This window comes from Pseudomonas iranensis, from assembly GCF_014268585.2.
Taxonomy (GTDB): domain Bacteria; phylum Pseudomonadota; class Gammaproteobacteria; order Pseudomonadales; family Pseudomonadaceae; genus Aquipseudomonas; species Aquipseudomonas iranensis.
The window spans coordinates 1,853,850-1,873,879 of sequence record NZ_CP077092.1 but is presented as its reverse complement, the minus strand read 5'-3'; the positions used below and the strand labels follow the sequence as shown (position 1 = coordinate 1,873,879).

Sequence of the window (20,030 nt, the reverse complement as noted above, 5' to 3'; positions counted from 1 at the left end):
GCAGCGGTCATCGTTCGGTCAATCGCCGCAGTTGCTCGACTACATGATCCTGCTGCTCATCGCTCAGCAAGGGGTACAGCGGCAAGCTGATGGCTTGAGCGTAATAGCGTTCAGCCTCGGGGAAATCGCCCTCGGCAAACCCCATATCCTGGTAGTAAGGCTGCAAGTGCACGGGAATGTAGTGCAGATTCACGCCAATACCGGCGGCGCGCAAACCTTCGAAGACCTGGCGGTGACTGAGGCTGATGCGCTCGGTCTGCAAGCGAATCACATACAAGTGCCAGGCCGACTCCGCCTCTTCCTGCGGGCTCGGCAACGTCACCGGCAAATACGCCAGCAAGCGATCATAGCGCGCCGCCAGTTCCCGGCGCCGGGCGACAAACTCATCCAGTTTGCCCAGTTGTGACAGGCCCAGCGCCGCTTGCAGATCGGTGATCCGGTAATTGAAGCCCAGCTCGACTTGCTGGTAATACCACGCCCCGTGGCTCGGCTCGGTCATGTGCTCGGGATCGCGGGTCATGCCGTGGCTGCGCAGGCGTCGCAGACGTTCGGCCAGCACCGGGCGATTGGTCAGGACCATGCCGCCTTCGGCGCTGGTGATGATTTTCACCGGGTGAAAACTGAACACCGTCATTGCCGCAAATTCGCCACAACCGACCGGGCGCCCGGCGTAGCTCGCGCCCACGGCGTGCGAGGCGTCTTCAATCACGGTGAAATGGTAGCGCTCCGCCAGTTCGGCGATGCGCCGCATATCGCAGCTCTGCCCGGAGAACGCGACGGCGACGAGTACTTTGGGCAACGTGCCGTCGCGCTCGGCCTGTTCGAGCTTCGCTTCAAGCGCGAACGCATCGAGGTTCCAGGTCAGCGGATCGATGTCGACGAAATCAACCTCGGCGCCGCAATAGCGCCCGCAGTTGGCCGAAGCCAGAAACGTATTCGGCGAGGTCCACAAGCGATCGCCCGGCCCCAGGTCAGCGGCCAGACAAGCAATGTGCAGCGCCGCCGTGGCATTGCACACCGCCACGGAAAAATCGGCCTGGCAACGCGCGGCCATGGCCTGTTCGAAGCGTTCGATGGTCGGCCCCTGGGTCAGCCAGTCCGATTGCAACACCTCGACCACCGCATCGATGTCTGCCTGATCGAGGCTCTGCCGACCGTAGGGAATCATACCGACAGCTTCGCGTGCAGATCGGCGATCTGCCCCACTGAAAGGAAATGCGGGTTGGTGTCCGAGCGATACTCGAAATCCTCGCCCACGGCACGGCCACGTTCACCGAGTTTATCGACGGCGAAATCGACGTCGACGCTGGTAAAACGAATCGACGGCTGAATCGTGTAATGGTCGTCAAACTCAAGGGTCATGCGCGCATCGTCCAGCGGCACCATCAGTTCGTGCAGCTTCTCACCGGGACGAATGCCGACGTTCTTGTGCGGCAGATGTTCAGCCATGCCGCGCGCCAGATCGACGATGCGGATCGACGGGATCTTCGGCACGAACACTTCACCGCCGTGCATGCGCGCGAAGCTATCGAGGACGAACTGCACGCCGTGGTCGAGGGTGATCCAGAACCGCGTCATGCGCTCGTCGGTGATCGGCAATTCTTGCGCGCCGTCAGCGATCAGCTTGCTGAAGAACGGCACTACCGAGCCGCGCGAACCGGCGACATTGCCGTAGCGCACCACGGCGAAACGGGTCTGCTGCTCGCCGGCAATGTTGTTGGCGGCGACGAACAGTTTGTCCGAAAGCAGCTTGGTCGCGCCGTACAGATTGATCGGGCTGACCGCCTTGTCGGTGGACAGCGCCACGACTTTTTTCACACCGTTGTCGATGGCAGCGGCGATGATGTTTTCCGCGCCGTTGACGTTGGTGCGGATGCATTCGGTCGGGTTGTACTCCGCCGCCGGCACCTGCTTCAACGCGGCGGCATGCACTACGTAATCGATGCCGCGCATCGCCTGACGCAAGCGCTCGGCGTCACGCACGTCGCCGATGAAATAACGCATGCACGGTGCATTGAACGTCTGCTGCATTTCGTATTGCTTGAGCTCGTCGCGGGAGAACACCACCACGCGCTTGGGCTGGTATTGCTCCAGCAAGCGACGGATGAAGTTGCGCCCGAACGAGCCGGTGCCGCCGGAGATGAAAATCGATTGTCCGTTGAACATGTTGTAATTCCTGTCGGCCTGCTCAGGCGAGCAACTGCGCCCAATTGATCGAGGCGTTTTCGCCCAGAGTGAAACCTTTACCACTCAAGGCCAGGTTGGCGTTGTACGCCGGATCCTGGGCAAAGGCGTCGGGCCATTTTTCACGCAATGCCGCCAATGCCGCTGGCGCCTGTGGCAGCTCGCCGGTGTGCAGCACCTGCACCAGTGGCGTCCACACGGTGAGGTAACCGGCCTGGCCGGCCTTCAGGCACAGATCGACATCGGCATAGCCGTCAGCGAAGGTCGCTTCGTCGAGGCCGCCAAGGGCATTGAACAGCTCTTTGCCGACCATCAGGCATACCCTGGAGACGGCCGAATAATTCTGCTCGACAACCAGCCGCTGCATGTAGCCCTCGGCCTTGTGTTGCTCGCCGATGAAAGGCGAACCCACGCCTTCGTTCAGACCAAGAATCAGACCGGCATTGGCGACTTTGCCATCGCGATCGACGAGTTTGACGCCGACAATGCCGACTTCAGGACGCTGGGCATGGTTGAGCAGCGAATCGATCCAGTTCGGATTGACCACTTCGCTGTCCGCGGCCAGCAGCACCAGGTATTCACCTTGCGCCTGTTCGCTGGCGGCGTTGAACAAGGCGACTTCGCTCAGCGGCTGGTCGGCACGCAACACGTTGACCTTGGCGTGGCGCAGCGTTCCCAGCCAATCGTTGACCGCTGCCGACTGCTTGCCGTTGGCTGCCAGCAGCACTTCGTAGCGGCTGTAACGGGTTTTGAGCAGCACGCCCTCCAGGCAGCGGCGCAGTGCCGGCAAATCATCGATGACCGGCACAATGATCGAAACCAGTGGCTGCTCAGTGTGGCGATAATCGATCTGCCAGGTGCCCGGCGCCGCCGAAGTGATTTTGGCCTTGTAGCCGCGATTGCCCAAGTGACGCAGCAACGCCTGACGCTCGTGGGCGTTTTCTTCCAGAGGCGCCTGCTCGGTGATCAGCAGCGGCTCGTCGAGATGCGCGAGACCGTCAAGTCCGCCCTGTTCGATGATGCGCAGCAACAGATCGAATTCCAGCGCCTTGCTGAAGTCGGCCTGATAACCGCCAGCGTCAAGCAGCACCTGGCGACGGATCAACCAATGCCGCGCCATCAGCGACGGCACGCTTTGCAGCAGATCCAGGTTGAAACCGGGGCGGAATACGTCGACCAGTGCGCCGTTTTCCTTGCGCTGGATTTCATCGGTGGCGACCGCACGCACACTCTCGGCCCCCATCAGTTCAAGGCTGGCGCGCAACAGGCCGCTAGCGGTGAACTCATCACCGGCCTGAGCCAACATCAACCAGTCGCTTGGCGACTGCTGAGCGCTCTGGTTGAGTTTGTCGACGAGATTGCCGGGCGTGACACGGACAAAGTGCAGGGTGTTCTGCGCAGTGGTCGCTGCCGGCGCTTCACCAGTGGTGAACACGACAATCCTGAACGCTTTGCAGTGCCCCTCGACCAGGCTGTCGAGCGACACCTGCAACTTGTCGATGTCGTTGTCCAGATCAAGGAGGAAGATACCGAACTGCTGACCACCACCTTCGGCAGCCACGTGTTGGCTGATCGACTCGAGCTGCTCGATGGCAGGCGCACGTGCAGCCAGCCAATTCAACAAACGTCCCGATTGCATCTTGTCGAACGTGACCTGATGATCGTCGACCGTCAGCGCCTCGAGGCGGGCGACCCATTCATGCATGGCTTGCGCCGCCGTCTCGTCACCGAGCACTTGCAGCTGCGCGGCCAGACGCTTGGTAACCACCTGGTTGAACGCATTCAGATCATGCGCCTGCCACAACCGGTCGACCACGCTCTCCGGCGTATCGTTATTACGCGCCTGGAGCAGATGCGCCTGACGCGTCCATACACCTTCCAGCCCTTCCAACTGAAGGCGACCCGCCGGCAGGGCGTGCATCATGAATTCAAACTGTTCCAGAAGATCGAAAAACGTCTGGTTGTAGAACGGCATCTCAACGTACTGCAGTGGGCCGAAACGCCGATCAGGCCGCCGCAATTGCTGATTCCAGGTCGACTCGAAAATCAACTCGGCAGTCAGCGCCCGGCGGACGGCCAGACTCTCGGCCATCGCCGCAAAGCTCTCCAGAACAAATGCCTTGGCTTGCCCTGCATCGAGGTTCTGGATACCGGTCGGCAGCGAGACAAGGAATTCGGCAAACGCCTCTCGTTCGGCGACCGACTTGCCATCAACATAGGTCAGCGAGTGATACACGTCGGTATTGTGTTCGGAAACGCCGTAGTTGATCTCGCGTACCACATAGGGAATCGGCAGGATCCGTGCCTTGGCGCTCGCCAGCAGGTAATACACGTGCCCGATTTCCTGCCATTGGAAATTGGTCCCCGGCGGCAATGACGAGTGCCAGGTTTTCATCAGGTCGGTACGGGTCACCGCGTAGAACGGCGGGATGTACTGACTCATGTAGTCAATGACGCGATCCTGCGCCCGCTCGGACGAATAGTCTTCCTGAACCTTCTTGTCGCGGCGGTAGTAGTTCACGCCATCGGCCTTCGCCAGGTACATCAGGCAATAGCCGTGGCACATGCCATAGTCACGATTGGCCTGAAGAAAGCCGACAGACTCGCAGAGCGAATCGAACACGATGAAATCGTCATCCGCCGCCAGCACCATGTATGGCGTGCTCAGTTGCTCGACGCCATAGGCCAGTTTGGCCTGCATCCCCCAGTAGGCGAATTGCGGTACATGATGATAATCGACGGCGGAGAAATCGCCTTCCGGACGTTCCGGCGTGGAATCCAGCACCATGATTCGGCAGGGCAAGCTGCTGTAATACTTCACCGCACGGCGCAGGAACGCCGGCCGGTTGTGAGTAATCAGCACCACCGTCAACAACTCGTTGAGCGGTAGCGTCAGTTCAGAACTGTACTTGCCTTGCATAACTTCTCTCCACAACCGGCGACTCGCCGAAACAACGCTGGGTAATGTTGCGAATTAACGAACGCGGCGCAGATAACCGTCCGGCGCCACGGTGATCAGCAGTTTGTTCTGCATCTGCCGATCGATCTCGAAATCCTTGTTCTCTTCCAGGTATTTCCACACGGCGGTTTTCGGGTTATCGCCATGACCCCACGGGCGATCCGGAAAAAAGTCCGCCGGCATGTCTTCAACCACGGTGTCCATCACCACGCAGTAGCTGCCCACCGAAACCAGCGGCGCATACAAGCGCAGCTCCTCGAGTACGTGGTCGTGGGTATGGTTGGAATCGAGGACCAGAATCACTTTCTTGCCCTCGGCAATCGCGCGGACTTTCTGCGCGGTCGCCTCGTCGATACTCGAACCTTCGATCATCTGGATGCGCTTGGCCATCGGGTGGCTTTCGATGGCCTCACGGTTGTGCGGGCGAATGTCGAGGTCGATGCCCAGCACTTCGCCGTGGCCCTGCAGCTCCAACAGCGAGGCGTAATAGATGATCGAACCGCCGTGAGCGATGCCGCATTCGATCACCAGGTCCGGTTTGACCTGCCAGATGATCTCTTGCATGGCCATCATGTCTTGCGGCAACTGGATGATCGGACGGCCCATCCACGAGAAGTGGTAGCTGTATTTATGGCGGGCCGATTCGTTGAAGAAATCCCGGGCCAGTGCTACCACTTTCTGGTCATCACCCTGGCGCGCGATCTCTTGTTGGCATTCGGCTTCGAAGGCTTTGTGGATGTTGTTTTCGGTCATCTTAATAATCTCAAGGGTCACTGAAACGAAGCGCTGTCGACGGCGTGATAGACGTAGCGTGCGCCAGTCATCCGCTTGATTTCTTCGAGGTAGTTGGAATTCATCACAAACAGATGGGCGCCTGCAGGCAGCGCATCCATGGCCTCTTGCGGCGAGGACACCCGCACGCCACTGAGCGGCAGGTAACGGCCCTGCTTGGCCGGGTTGATGTCGACGACGCGATCTACCGCCACGCCGGCGCGCTGCAAGGCCAATGAATAAATCACGCCCTTGGACGAAGCGCCCCAGATGGCCGAGCCCTGTGCCGGCGCGGATTGAATGATCTGCACGGCGCGATCAAGACTGGCGGTAAAGGAGGTCGACAGCGTCAGCAACGACGGCGTCTCGACCGGCGCCCGTTGCAGCGTCGAGAGATCGGCAACGATGTACAGATATTGGCCACCGAACAGATGCCCGGCCTCGAGCACGGTGCCGAACATTGCGCGCAAGTCGGCGAGACGGAAGTAATTGACGTGCTCATAGAACACGTCGAACCAGGCATTGTGCTCGACGATCCAGTCAAAGCACGGTACTTCGATATAAATCTGCCCGCCCTGATTGGCTGCAGCCATTTGCGCGAGAAATGCCAACGGATCGCTGATGTGCTCCAACACATGGCGCAACACAATCGCATCCGCCGCCAACCCCAGCTCGCGGGTGAACGGTGCCTTGATCACGTCAGGATTGTCACCTTCATACGAGGGGTCGATCCCGGTAATGGCGTAACCTTTACCCCGCAGCATCTCAAGGAAATAACCTTTGCCGCAGCCGACCTCAATCAGGGTCTGGCCCTTGAAGTGCCGGGCGAGGATCGCTTCGACGGCATTGAGGTGCGCCTGAAACTGCACCGAGTGCGCCTGTTCGTTCTGATAGTCGGCGTCATAGCTCAGCTTGTCGGCATCGAAGGCCTGGTTGAAGATCAATCCGCTTTGGCTGTCCTGTACCAGAACAATGTCTGCCGCCCCTGAGGCCCGCGCCTCTTCGGCGCTGGCAAACGTGCGGTTCTGCAATACCGGCAGTCCGGTCGCGCGATAAAGCTCATGCAGCATGTTCTTGCCCCTTCAGTTGCGAGATTCGCTGAGCATCACCCCAGAACGCCATGGGCTCATGGGCGGAATAACCGTAATGGCCCAGATTCAACATGATCGTCGACTGGCGTTCGCGGACACGCTGTTCAACCAGCGCGCGTACGGAAATCGGCTGGCCGCTGCAGCAATTGGTGACGCCGTCGACATCAGGCCGGCCGATCAGCGAAGCCAATTGCGCGGCCGCCTCGGTAATCTGCAGATAATCACGCAGCTGGTCGCCCATCGACATATTGAACTGCGCCTCACCGCCATCGATGGCGCGGTCGAGGCTGGCCAGCAGGCTGTTGCTGTTCTGCCCTTCGCCATAAAGGTAAAACAACCGCGCCCATTGCAGGGTGAACGCCTGCTCGCGCTGCAATGCTTCAAGGAACAGGCGCAAGGTGTGCTTGGCCAGACCGTAAGGCGTGCAAGGCTGGGGCAAGACCGACTCGGCTAACCGGCCGCTTTGCAAGCCGTATTCAAAGCAAGTCCCGGTGACCAGCACCTGGCTCACGCCCGCAGTCACTGCTCGCTTGAGGAACGCATAATCGGCCGGCAGGTTGCGTTCGAAATGAAACAGCGCCTGATAATTAGGCAAGCCGCTCCAGGCCAGATGAGCGACGACATCCACGCCATCAACCAAGTGCTCGACATCAAGGTCTGGCGCATGCAGATCGGCGGCGACAAATTCCACCTGCGCGAACCACGGCAGACTGCGAGCCGAGTCGAGGGTGCGCGCAACCGCACGCACTTTGAAGCCTTTGGAAAGCAAAGCGCTGACCAAGTGGCGACCGACGAAGCCGGTGGCGCCAGTGACCAGCACAGTGGAGGTGTTCGCCGTCAAAGCTCGACTCCCTGAAAGTGTTTGTCGAGCAGCGGATGCCTGGAATCCTTGGCTGACAGATTCTTGACGGACAGCGGCCATGAGATCGCCAGTGCCGGATCAAGGGCCGACAAACCCGCTTCATGCTCCGGTGCGTAATCGGCATCGGTGAGGTACAGCACTTCCGATTCATCGGTCAGTGACTGGAAGCCGTGGGCAAAACCGGCAGGAATCAAAAAGCTGAGGCCATCATCGGCGCGCAGTTCTTGCGCATGCCACTGCAAATACGTTGGCGATTGCGGCCGCAGATCGACCGCCACATCCCAGACCGCGCCGCGCACACAAGTGATCAGCTTGGATTCGGCATAACCGGCTTTCTGAAAATGCAGACCGCGTACGCTACCTTGGCCGACCGTGCGCGAATGATTGATCTGGCGGATCGCAAAGGGACGTCCCTGGACGGTCAGACGACTCTGGCAGAACAGCCGGGCGAACCGCCCGCGCTCATCGCAGAAGACTTTATGCTGAATGAGGTACAGGCCCTCCAATGGCGTTTTCTGCAAGGTGTAATCGCTCATGAACGCTCTCTGTACAGATTCAATTGGTTCAAGGTAACGGCGCGCATGTCATCGCCGTGTTGCCACGCCAGATGCCAGCCAAGGGTGTGCGTCAGGCATTGTTCCAGCGTCCAGCGCGGCTTCCATCCAAGCATCTGCCGCGCGCGACTGCTGTCCAGACGCAGCAGACCGGCTTCGTGCAGTTCACTCGGTTCGATACGCAGACCGCGGGCCTGCGGCCAACGGTTGGCGAGCAGTTCGACCACCTCACCGACGCTGCACATGTCGGCCTCCCCGGGACCAAAGTTCCACGCACCGGCGTATTCCGGGCCGTACTCGTAGAGCGCAGCAGCCAATTGCAGATAACCGGCCAGCGGCTCCAGCGCGTGCTGCCACGGGCGCACCGCTTGCGGGTAACGCAGGGTCACTGGCTCGTCGGCAGTCCAGGCTTTCAGCACATCGGGAATCAGTCGTTCTGGCGCAAAATCACCACCGCCCAGCACATTGCCGGCGCGTGCGGTAGCCAGGGCCAGACCGTGTTCGGCATGTTTGTCCGCCGGGAAGAACGACGCGGCATACGACTGCGCGAGCAACTCGCAGCAGGCCTTGCTGCTGCTGTAAGGATCGTGTCCACCGAGGGCTTCGTCTTCGCGGTACGGCCACAGCCATTCCTTGTTGGCGTAGACCTTGTCGGTGGTGACCAGCACACAGGCGCGCACACCGCCGACCTGACGAATCGCTTCGAGCAGGTTCAGCGTACCCATGACATTGCTTGAATAGGTGCCGAGTGGATCGCGATAGCCCTCGCGCACCAGAGGCTGGGCCGCCAGATGCAGGACTATTTCCGGCTCGGTCTCGGCGATGATTTCCAGCAAGGCGCCGAGGTCACGCAGATCGCCGCGTTGATCATTGATGCCTTCGTGCACGCGCGCCAGTTCGAACAGGCTCGGCTCGGTCGACGGATCCAGAGAAAAACCGCTGACTTGCGCACCAAGGCTTTGCAGCCACAGGGTCAGCCAACTGCCTTTGAATCCAGTGTGTCCGGTGACCAGGACGCGTTTGCCACGCCAGAACTCCGCACTCAGGCCCATTGCTTCCATGGGGCCTCCCCGCTCTGCCACAGCGCTTCGAGATGGTTCTTGTCACGCAGGGTGTCCATCGGCTGCCAGAAGCCGGAATGTTCGTAGGCATGCAGCTGTTCCAACTCAGCCAGTTGCATCAACGGCTCGGCTTCCCAGCTGGTCGCATCGCCGGCGATGTAAGGCAGCACCTGTGGTGACAGGACGAAAAAGCCGCCATTGATCCAGCCGCCGTCACCTCGCGGCTTCTCGGTGAAGCCCATAACTTGGTGGCCTGTGCGTTGCAACGCACCGTAACGGCCTGGAGGCTGCACGGCAGTAACGGTCGCGAGCTTGCCGTGCGCTTCATGAAAACGGATCAAAGCGCCGATATCGATATCCGAGACGCCGTCGCCGTAGGTAAAACAAAAGGCTTTTTCGTCCTTGAGATAAGGCGCAGTGCGCAAGAGCCGGCCACCGGTCATGGTTTCTTCGCCGGTGTCGACCAGCGTGACGCTCCACGGCTCGCTGTAATTCTGGTGCACCTCCATGCGGTTCTCGCGCATGTTGAAGGTGACGTCGGAGGTGTGCAGGAAGTAGTTGGCGAAGAAGTCCTTGATCGCATAGCCCTTGTAGCCCAGGCAGATGACGAAGTCGTGGATTCCATGGGCGGAATACTGCTTCATGATGTGCCAGAGAATTGGCTTGCCGCCGATCTCGATCATCGGCTTGGGCTTGAGGTGCGACTCTTCACTGATCCGCGTGCCGAGGCCACCCGCCAAAATTACTGCCTTCATCGTCTCCCCTCTTGTTCTTCACCGGGCTGCGCATGGCTTTGTTGAGCGTTGCGGGCCTTGCGGCGACACCTTTTGCCGTTCCGGGCGCAAGTGCAATGACCGCAAGCGCTCGTTTTATGGCGATTTGAGGGGGACTTGCAGGAAACGCGCCAGCTCAGAGTGGAGGTGGTGGGGAACGGGCTGAGGACTTTGATTGGAGGCCTATCCGTTATTGCGGGTGCTGGCGCTGGCGGTTTCGCTCTTACAGCAACACCCGCAGAAACGGATATTCACCCAAACCCCGAGAGTCTGGTCGGCCCAAGGGCCGCCAAGCCCAAAAACAAAAAAGGGATGAATCCAAAGACCCATCCCTTACTTCAACGATGCGCAAAAACTACCCGAACAGCGCAAACCCGTCAGCACCCACCGGCAGCTCATACATCTGACCATCGGCCGTCTGAACATGCTCGATGGTCGCAAACCCCGCATACCAGTCCACCAGCCGCACACCATTGTCCGGCACGCCACTGCTACCATCATTGGCACTGTGCAGATAAACGTCATCGCCCACACGGGTCACGCTCAACTGACTGGCGTCAGCGATGGTGTTCAGAATCAGCGTGTCGTTGGCATCCAGCCCTTCATCCTTGATGGTCACCAAGGCAGACGTGTCCACCACATAGGTATCATCGCCCTGCTCGCCAAACCCGCTGCCGCCCAGGCCCGACGGGCCGGCGCCGTTGAAGATCAACACGTCGTTGCCCTGCCCACCATAGGCCACGCCTCGCCCGAGGGTAATGTTGTCATTGCCTTCATCGCCACTGACCCAGGTAAACAGACCATCGCGCGCAGCTATGATGACGTCATCGCCCGAGCCACCGAACAAGGTATCGGACTGCCCGGCTGCATCGAGACCGGACGCCAGACCGCCGTAGATGTGATCGTTGCCATCGCCACCCTGAATCTGGTCGTCACCACCACCGCCTTCAAGGACGTTGTCGCCCCACTCACCTTCCAGAACATCACTGAACTGGCTGCCGCGCAGGCCTTCGATGTCGATGTAGACGTCATGGAAGGCGATACCGCTCTGCGCGCCCCATTTCAGCGAGGCGCTCAAGCCTTCAGCGCTGTCGTCATAGCTGACGATGTCGAGGCCCGCACCACCTTCAAAGTTATCGGCCCCCGCCCCGCCCAGCAGCACATCGTTCCCGGCACCGGAAACGATCGTGTTGTCCCCGTCATTGCCGTAACCGGTGAAATCGCTGCTGCCGGTATAGGTCAACCGCTCAACGAACGCACTCAGCCTCAACTCGGACAGGCTGGTGTACACATGATCGGTACCACCCATGAAGCTGTCGTCTTCTTCGACAGTCACGCCGGTGCTGTTGATCGTATAAACGTCATCACCGATACCACCAGCCACCTTCACACCACTGGCGTTGACGACAAAACGATCGGCGCCGGAGGAACCGATAACCTCTTCCACATTGAGCAGCGTGTCACCTGCAAGGTTGCTGCCATTGCCGATCACGACATTGGCCACGTCGAAGGCGTAGCGGTAACTCACAGTGTCGTAGCCGTGCGCACCATCGATGCTCATCGAGTCATTATGACGATAAATCACATCATCGAAGCCCGAGCCCTGAAGCGCTTCGATACCGGTAAAAATATCGCCATAGGCGATGGTCAGGCCGTCATGGTTGGTGAAGTCTTCGACTCGTACCCCTTCAAGGCTGTCGCTGTAGCTGACGGTGTCGTAACCGTCCCCCCCGACGAAATGATCTGCACCATCACCACCCCACAGCCAGTCATTACCGGCACCAGCGATGATCTCGTTGTCGGTGTCACTGCCGTATGCCTTGAAATCACCGGTACCCGTGAAGGTCAGTTTCTCGACGAAGCCGGCCATCTTGATGCTGTTGAGGCTGGTGCGCAGTTCGTCGTAGCCGCCCCAGTCTTCCTCGACGATGGTCACGTCTTCAGCGGTGACGATGTAGACATCGTCACCGCTGCTGCCTTCCAGCGTCACGCCGGCTACCGAACTGGTGAACGTATCGTTGGAAAACGTCCCGACGATCTTCTCAACGGACACCAGCGTATCGAGCTTGCCGTCGGGGCCGGCGACGGTACTTGTATCGTCGGCCAGTTCGACGTTGATTCCAGAGGTTATTGCGTAGTAATTCGCGGTGTCGAAGCCGTCGCCGCCATCAAGCTCATCCGATCCTGTACTTGCCAGCAGGACATCATCCGCCTCCAATCCATAGAGTTGGTCATCGCTGTCGGTGCCCAGCAGGACATCCGCTTCACTCGTTCCATTCACAATTGTCATTGCATCTTCCTTGCGTGGTTGTTGAAACCGGATCTGTCAGTGCGGGCGTTGCCTGTCCGGAGCGCATTCCCTCGCTGATCGACTCAAACAAATCAATGAACCTGTGAAAAAGGCGACCCGAGAGATCGCCTTTCAATGAAGCCTTGCGGGCAATTCAATCCGCCAGCCAGCCATACTCCCAATGGCGCAAGTTATCGCCGCGCAGAACATAGTCTCGCAGCACCACCTCACGCAGTTCATCGCCCATGCGATAACTGGCATCCGGGTCAGCCAGATGCATGCGGATCGCTTGCAGCCACTCATCGGTCGTGTTGGTCTTGACCCGGGTGCACGGCAAGTAGCCGCGATAGGCCTCGGTATCGGTGCAGACCACCGGAAAACCGCAGGCGCCATACTCGAGCAGCCGCAGATTACTCTTGCAGTCGTTGAAGATGTGGAACTCCAGCGGTGCCAGCGCCAGATCGAGGTTCAGGCTGGCCAGTTTTGCCGGATAGACATCCAGCGGGATCACTCCGTGAAACTCATGCATGTACGGCAGCAAATCATCCGGGCACATGCCGAAGAAAACCCAGTCGACTTCGTTGGCCAGTTCGCGCACCACGTCGGCGATCACTGCCAGATCGCCATGGTGACTGGTGCCGCCCCCCCAGCCGACACGGGGCTTTTTCGAGGTGCGACGCTGGCTGCGCAGGTGTCCCCACAAGTCCTGAGCCAACATGTTCGGCACCACGCGTATGTCGTGGTGCATGTCCGACAGCGCGTTGGCCAGCGGCGCGGTTGAAACGACCACGCGATCGCACAGGCCGATCGCTCGGCGCACCATACGCTCCATGTCCGACTTGCCCGGCATGTTGCGGATATGTGCATTGCGATGGGGAACGTCGATGACATAGTCGTCGAGTTCGAAAATCCGTCGGGCATTGAAGAACTTCTTCAGCGGCGGAATTTCATCAATGGCATGCTCCGAATAGCGCCCTTGCAGGACGATCACATCGGGGGACTGACGCTCGATATCGATGATCGACGGTAAGCCGTAGCAGACCCGTCCCTCCGCCCGGTTGGCCGCTTCCAGCTCGATCATCGGCTGGCTCATGCGGTAGTGACCGATGGCAGAAGCATTGATCGGAACCGCGAGCACGTTCGGCAGTTGCGCCTTGGAGAACGCGCTCCAGCCAGTACGCAGGCCCGGTTCAAGGCTGAAGTTGCTGGCGCCAACGCCCTGCAACGTCAGGTTGACGTTATAGGCCGGGTCGCGCGCAACCAGTGGCAGCCAGCGTTGATAGAAGGTGTCCTTCTCCTCGGCGTGCTGCGCTTGCTCTTGCTCCGTCGCCGCGATAACTGGCTGCGTACCCACCGCCAGCACGGCGTGCGGGTTCATCACCACCAGATAACCGTCGCGGCCAATGCGCAGGCACAGATCCACGACACTGAGCGTTTGCTTGAAATCCTGCTCATCAAGACCGCCGGCCGCTTCGAATACCGATTTGCGAATCATCATGCAGTCGCCACCGACCGCGCTCAGATCATGCACAGCTTGCAGTCGGTGCATATACCCGTCCGACTGCATCGGCTGGCCGTAGAACGGCAGTCCCGCCGGCCCATTCAGCCCCAGGATGAGACCGGCGTGCAGCACGCCACCGTCCGGGTTGAACAGCTTGGCGCCCACCACCCCGACTTCAGGGCGCTGTGCATGATTGAGCAGCTCATCGAGCCAGTCGGCCTGGGTGATTACCGCAAAGGCGTTAAGCATCAGCACGTACTCACCGCGCGCCTGGCGCGCGGCGAAGTTGTGCACAGCGACGGCATCGCCCTTTTGCGCATACCGCAGCACGCGAATCCGGTCGCTGCCCAACTGCGCCATGCCGTCCAGCCACGCCAGCGCTTCGGCGCTTTCGCTGCCGTTGTCGACCAGGAGCAATTCGTACTCGGTGTAGGCGGTTTTCTCCAGCAGCGTTTCGACACAACGCTGCAAGGCGGCAGTCTGGTCCTGAGTGACGATGATCACCGACACCAGAGGGCGTTGCGCGTGACGGTAGTCGACACGATTGAGCAGCCCGTTCTGGCGGATTTCATGAGCAATGCCGAGGCGCTGCAGATGCGCCTCGAGAATTCGCGGACTTTGCTCCACCACGCCAGGCTCGGTGAGCCATTGCGACAGGTCGAATTTCGACTCCAGCAACACCTCGGCGATATGACCGACAACCTGCAGGCCATCGCTTTCGACCATCCGCCAGAGCATGTCGTGTGGCGCCAGTTCGGCGAACGTTGGCGCAAATCCACCTAGGGCGAGGAAGCGTTCGCGCTGGAATGCCAGCGCTCGGCCGACGTATGGATAACTGCGCATGAGGTCGAGGTTGAAGTCCGGTTTGAACGCCGGTTCCGCCGATTCGCCGTCGCGCACGCTGCCTTCATCACTGTACAGACACGTCAGCGACCGCGAATGCGCGATGCGATCGGCCATCACCAGCAATGCCGGTGCCACCGGGCGATCTCCCGGTTGCAGCAGATAGAACCAGTCGGCGCCTTCGAGTTGCGGCAACAGCGTATTGATCTGCTCCAGACCGTCATCCTGCAACGGCATGTGGAACACCCGATCCTGCAACACTGCTTCGGTACAGGCTACGGACAGTACCAGTACCAGCTCCGGTGGGTAGTCCTGTGCAGCGAGCGCTTGCAGGGTGCGCTCGAGACCGTCGCGGCTACCCTGTGCATCGATGACGATCGGCACGATCCTCGGCTGCTGCGGCCAGCCAGCAAGCGTTTCCGGCAACCATTGGCGCTGCGTCTCGGTCAGCACCCGACACGCCAGCCACTGCGCATAGAGCTCGCCGAAACTGAAGCTGTCGACACCCACACCCAGCTCCTGGCGGCTTTGCTTGGTGCCAAGGGTACGGCTCAGCGGCAGTTCTTCCCAAACGCGAGGCGACTCGTCGGCGCTCGTCAGTCGCACGTAGCGAACCCAGCCCTTTGCGGGCGCCGACTCGCCGCTGCGCACTTTGAGCATTTGCGAAAGCCACTCGCGCTCAACCTCGGCAGCATCCTTCATCGGTTGCTGCGCGCTCAGGCGCTCGGGGTAAAGTCGCTCGGCGCTCAGGACATTGTTCGACGTCACCATGTTGCCGCGCCGCAACAGACACACGTACAAGGCAAAATCCAGGGTCGCGACGAAGCATGCACCTGCTTCAGTCAGAGCGGGCAACAGTTCGGCGACATCGGCACGCCGGAACAACGCACTGCTGAAGCCGCCGAGGACGTTGACCGGGAATTTTTCGAAAATGCTCAGCACATCGTCGCCTTTGAGCAAGGCGCTCACGGGTGATAGCGAGCTGTTTTCCAAACGGGCCGGCAGAATGATGTCGTTGGCGTCCCACAGCAGCCGCTGAGCGATCACCAGACTGACTTCTTCGCGCTGTAACTCATGGGCTTGCTGTTCGATGCAGGCCGAATAGAGCAGGTCATCGTCACACAGGAATTTGATGAATTCGCCGCGCGCCTGTTCGAGGCAGGCTTTGAGGTTGCCCACCAGCCCCAGCGTCTGTGGATTGCGAACGTAGCGCACCTGGGCGCCGGTTTGCTCCATCACCAGGCTGACGATGTCCTTGATCTCGTCACCACGACTGTCATCGCACACGACGATGTCGAGATTGCTGTAAGTCTGGCTGACGGCACTGTTCAGCGTGCGCTCGAAAAAGCGCGGATTGAACGCAGGGATGGCAATGCTGACGAGAGGAAGTGAATTCACGACGGGCTCACAGGCGGTACGAGCCCGCTCGCAAAAACGAGCCCTTGATACCGCAAAAAATCATTAACAGAGGCACAACGTTGGCGGGCGCTCACGCACCCGCCAATCATCAGATCTTGTTGAACAGACCCAACTGACTGATCTTGCTGAACGCCAGTTGCGCGGCTTGCAGCATGGTCTGTTGCAGGGTCAGGCGGGTCATGACTTCAGCCGGATCGGAATCACGAATCGAACCCTGGGTGGTGCTGTTTGCCGTGGTCAGGCTGTCGTTGGTGATGGTCTGCATGTCCAGCGCCTGACCACGCGCACCGATGGTGGTCACCGCCGTGCCGATCTGGTTGGAAGCGGCATCGATGTTACCGAGGCCCGCCTCCATCGCGCCCTGCAATTTCTGCTTGGCAACCGGATCGCCGTCAACCGGCGTATTCAGCGCGGTGATCATCTGGCCCAGGGTGTCGAGCACGTTCTGGGTCTGGTGATTGTTCGGCTGGATCGAGAACTGGTCGCCTGCAGCCGGCGTGTTGCCCAGCGCGAAGGTCACACCGGCAGCGGTGGCGTTACCGCCGGCTACCGTGCCCGAAGAAACCGGCTTGCTGTCGGCGGTCACTGGCGCGGCATACAGATCGAAATCGGTGGCGCTGGTGAACTTGAGCACCGCGCCGCCCTGCGGGAACGCTGCGGTGTAGGCTGCCTGATCGGTGATGGTCGAACCGGTGATCACGCTGGTCGACGGGTTACCCGGATTACGCGTGGTGGTGAACGAGTCCGGCGAGGCCGACAGCTGAAAACTGTGCCCTGCGATAACGGCGTCCGGATTGGTATCGCCGGCCTTCAGGTTGACGTTCAGCTTGAGGTCGACGCCACGGAAGCTGACAGTCTGGTTGGCGCCGCTGCTATTGCTGATCAGGCCATTCTGGCTGGCCTCGGCGGTCACATCGTTGCCCAGCGCATCGGTGATTTTCAGCTGGGTGCTGCTGACGAAATCGATGGTATACGGCTGCCCGGCAGTGAACTTGGCGTCGTAAGTGGCGGCAGTGCCGACGGTGCCGTTGGACAGCACGACACGGCCGTCATCGACGGCTGGCGCAGTCATCTTGGTGTTGGTGCGGCCGGTGTTGATGGTCTGCTGGAACGCGTCCCAACCGGTGGTGTTGGTGCCCACGGTCATGCCGTCGCCGATGCCCAGATCGATGGTGGTCTGGTCGCCGTTGTAGCTGAACGTGCCGTCAGAATTCTTCGAGTACGGCGCGGTATCGGTTTTCGAACCGGAGAACAGGTAGTTGCCGTTGGCATCCTTGGCGTTCATCAGGCCCAGCACTTGTTGCTGGATCTCGCCCATCTCCGAGGCGTAAGCCTGGCGGTCCTTGTCGGTGATCGTGCCGTTGTTCGCGGCCAGCGCAAGCTCCTTGGCCCGTGCCAACGCCGTGGTGATCGAATCCAGCGTGGACTCCTGCACGTTCAACGCACTTTTGGTGGTGTTGACGTTGGTCTTGTACTGATCGAGCATCGCTGCCTGCTGGCCCAATTGCAGCAAGCGCCCGGCACCGATCGGATCATCGGCGGCGGTGTTGATGCGTTGCAGGCTGCTCGCCTCGCTGGCGGTGGCGACAGCCTTGTTGAAGTTACGCTGATAATCCGAAGCTTGCGTTCCGTAATACTGGGCGGTGGAAATGCGCATGAATTACGACTCCTTAAAGGCTGTTGATCAGCGTGGCGAAAGTTTCCTGCGCAGCTTTGATGATCTGCGAAGACGCTGTGTAGTACTGCTGGTACTTGACCAGGTTGCCGGTTTCTTCGTCCAGGTTGACCCCGGAAAGCGAATCGCGGGCACCCTTGGCGTTCTCCAGAATCGCCGTGGTCGCGGCGCTGTCGGACTTGCCTTGGGCGGTCTTGGTACCGACGTTGGTCACCAGGGTGTTGTAGGCGTCGGTCAGGCTGATGCCCTTGCTCGCCGAACCGGTGTCCACGGTCTGTTTGGTTTGCAATGCGACCAGTGCCTGGGCGTTGCGGTTGTCCGAAGACGCCGCGCCGGTCAGGTTCATGGTGAAGGTCTCGCCGGATTTCGGCGTGCCGCCCACGGTGGTCTGCACGGTGAAGGTCTTCTGCACGTTCGGCGTGACCGTAGTGTCCATCACCGGGTTGCCGCTGGCATCGACGATGCCGACTTTCAGGTTCAGCGTGTTCGACTGGCCGGGCACGATGGTACCGGTGCCAATGGTCGCGCCCTTGGCGTCGACCAGGTTGTACGACTGGCTGCCACCGCTGGCTGCGCCGAAGACCAGTTTGACCGGCGTTGAATTCTTCAGCGCCGCCTGCATGTCAGCCTGGGCGGTCGGGTTGTAGATGTCGATCTTGTCGCTGAGCGTCGGCTGAGTGTAAGTGCCCAGACCATTGGCGCTGGCGACGCCGGTCAGCGGACCGGCCGCAGCGATTTTCTTCGGATCGGTCAGGACCGTCTGAATGCTCGCCGCCGCGTTGCGGGTCGGCGTGACTTTAAATGAGTCACCCGCGCTCAGCGCGCCGCCGTTCAAGGCCAGGGTGAAGCCGTCGATCACTGGCGGCGGATTGGTCGTGGTGCTGAATGCGCCCAGATCGGTGCCGTCGGAACGTTTGACGGTGTAATCGGTGGCGCTGGTGAAGGTCACCTGATAATCGCTGGTGGTCAGCTTGCCGGTGTCCTTGATGGTCACATCGAGGTTGCCCGAACCGGCGCTGTTGCCGTCCTTCGCAATGCTGCGCTGACTGATCAGAGCGGCACTGTTGATGTTGTTGAAAATCGCCGCGCCGAAGTCGCCGTTCTTGTCGATGCCCTGGGCTTGCTGGCTGTTGATCTGATCGGCAATCACCAGAGCGACGCGACCGAGCTCGTTGAGCGATGGGTCGAGGACTTCCTTGCGATAGGTCAGCAGACCGCCGATTTCGCCGCCGCTGATCACCGAAGTGATGTCGATGGTGCTCGAACCGCGATCCATCTGGATCGACATGCGCGACGGGTCGGTCTTGCTCGCAACCATGCTCAGGCTGTTGGTGGTGTTGCCGATGACCAGCGGCTGACCGCTGCCGACATAGATGTCGAAGCTGGTGCCGCGCTCGACGACCTGGGCACCGGTCAGTTCGGAGAGCTGACGCACGGCTTCGTTACGGCTGTCGAGCAAGTCGTTCGGCGCCCCGCCACTGGTGGAGATTTCGCCGATCTTCTGGTTGAGATTGGCGATCGCCGTGGCGAGTTTGTTCACCTGGGCGGTCATGTCGCCGAGGCTGCCGTTGATCGTGGTGTTCTGATCGTTGAGCTGCTTGGCCAGGGTATTGAAACGGCTGGTCAGCGCCTGCGCGCCGGTCAGCACCGACTGACGCGAAGTGTCATCGGTGGCCGACGTCGATACGCCCTGCATCGATGTGAAGAATTTCTGCAGCACACCGGTCAGGCCGGTGTTGGTGTCCGACAGCATGGCGTCCAGCGGCGTCGCCTGTTTGAGGAACGCGGCCGATTCGCTGTCCAGCGAAGTCGCGGTGTGCAGCTGCGATTCCAGGTACGAGTTGTACACCCGGCGCACGTCGGCCAGGGTCGTGCCCGTGCCGATGAAAACGCTGCCGTACTGCTGCGAGGACTTGGTGCCCTGCACGGTTTGCTGACGTGAATAACCGGCGGTGTCGACGTTGGCAATGTTGTTGCCTGTCGTAGCCAGAGAGGACTGGCTGGCCGACAGTCCCGACATCCCGATATTGAGCAAACTCATGGTTCA

Annotated in this window: 13 protein-coding genes; all 13 read right to left on the bottom strand. The window is 60.2% G+C overall.

Going from position 1 to position 20,030, the window contains the following annotated elements; translation table 11 throughout:
• Positions 1-7: 7 nt before the first annotated feature.
• The 13 genes from pseC to flgK all read right to left on the bottom strand — a co-directional run bounded on the left by pseC (position 8) and on the right by flgK (position 20,024).
• Positions 8-1,168, bottom strand: a complete 1,161-nt coding sequence (gene pseC / locus HU724_RS08270) for a UDP-4-amino-4,6-dideoxy-N-acetyl-beta-L-altrosamine transaminase (RefSeq protein ID WP_186566012.1) — start codon at positions 1,166-1,168, stop codon at positions 8-10.
• Positions 1,165-2,166: a UDP-N-acetylglucosamine 4,6-dehydratase (inverting) gene (gene pseB, locus HU724_RS08265; protein ID WP_186566014.1), complete on the bottom strand. Its 1,002-nt coding sequence runs from the start codon at positions 2,164-2,166 to the stop codon at positions 1,165-1,167. Before pseB ends, pseC begins: the two co-directional genes overlap by 4 nt.
• A 22-nt stretch (positions 2,167-2,188) precedes the next feature.
• Positions 2,189-5,104 (bottom strand): glycosyltransferase family 2 protein, encoded by a 2,916-nt coding sequence (locus HU724_RS08260; RefSeq protein ID WP_186566017.1) that lies wholly within the window; start codon positions 5,102-5,104, stop codon positions 2,189-2,191.
• A gap of 54 nt (positions 5,105-5,158) precedes the next feature.
• Complete coding sequence (locus HU724_RS08255; protein WP_039761138.1) at positions 5,159-5,896, bottom strand: cephalosporin hydroxylase family protein; 738 nt, start codon at positions 5,894-5,896, stop codon at positions 5,159-5,161.
• 17 nt (positions 5,897-5,913) lie between these two features.
• Positions 5,914-6,984, bottom strand: coding sequence for a class I SAM-dependent methyltransferase (locus HU724_RS08250; RefSeq protein ID WP_186566019.1), 1,071 nt, complete (start codon positions 6,982-6,984; stop codon positions 5,914-5,916).
• A complete protein-coding gene (locus HU724_RS08245; RefSeq protein ID WP_225927673.1) occupies positions 6,974-7,846 on the bottom strand; it encodes an NAD-dependent epimerase/dehydratase family protein in 873 nt (290 codons plus the stop codon). Before HU724_RS08245 ends, HU724_RS08250 begins: the two co-directional genes overlap by 11 nt.
• Entirely contained in the window at positions 7,843-8,403 is a 561-nt protein-coding gene (gene rfbC, locus HU724_RS08240) for a dTDP-4-dehydrorhamnose 3,5-epimerase (protein ID WP_186566023.1), read from the bottom strand. Before rfbC ends, HU724_RS08245 begins: the two co-directional genes overlap by 4 nt.
• Positions 8,400-9,482, bottom strand: a complete 1,083-nt coding sequence (gene rfbG / locus HU724_RS08235; protein ID WP_133340588.1) for a CDP-glucose 4,6-dehydratase — start codon at positions 9,480-9,482, stop codon at positions 8,400-8,402. Before rfbG ends, rfbC begins: the two co-directional genes overlap by 4 nt.
• Positions 9,464-10,237 (bottom strand): glucose-1-phosphate cytidylyltransferase, encoded by a 774-nt coding sequence (rfbF, locus tag HU724_RS08230; RefSeq protein WP_039761130.1) that lies wholly within the window; start codon positions 10,235-10,237, stop codon positions 9,464-9,466. The genes rfbG and rfbF overlap by 19 nt, the downstream gene beginning before the upstream one ends.
• Before the next feature lie 373 nt (positions 10,238-10,610).
• Positions 10,611-12,545 (bottom strand): calcium-binding protein, encoded by a 1,935-nt coding sequence (locus HU724_RS08225; protein WP_186566025.1) that lies wholly within the window; start codon positions 12,543-12,545, stop codon positions 10,611-10,613.
• 154 nt (positions 12,546-12,699) lie between these two features.
• Positions 12,700-16,287 carry a glycosyltransferase gene (locus HU724_RS08220; RefSeq protein ID WP_186566027.1) on the bottom strand — a complete coding sequence of 1,196 codons (3,588 nt, stop codon included), beginning with the start codon at positions 16,285-16,287 and terminating at the stop codon, positions 12,700-12,702.
• Positions 16,288-16,396: 109 nt separating this feature from the next.
• A complete protein-coding gene (locus tag HU724_RS08215; protein WP_076566553.1) occupies positions 16,397-17,965 on the bottom strand; it encodes a flagellar hook-associated protein 3 in 1,569 nt (522 codons plus the stop codon).
• A gap of 13 nt (positions 17,966-17,978) precedes the next feature.
• A complete protein-coding gene (gene flgK / locus HU724_RS08210) occupies positions 17,979-20,024 on the bottom strand; it encodes a flagellar hook-associated protein FlgK (RefSeq protein ID WP_122611662.1) in 2,046 nt (681 codons plus the stop codon).
• Positions 20,025-20,030 lie beyond the last annotated feature (6 nt).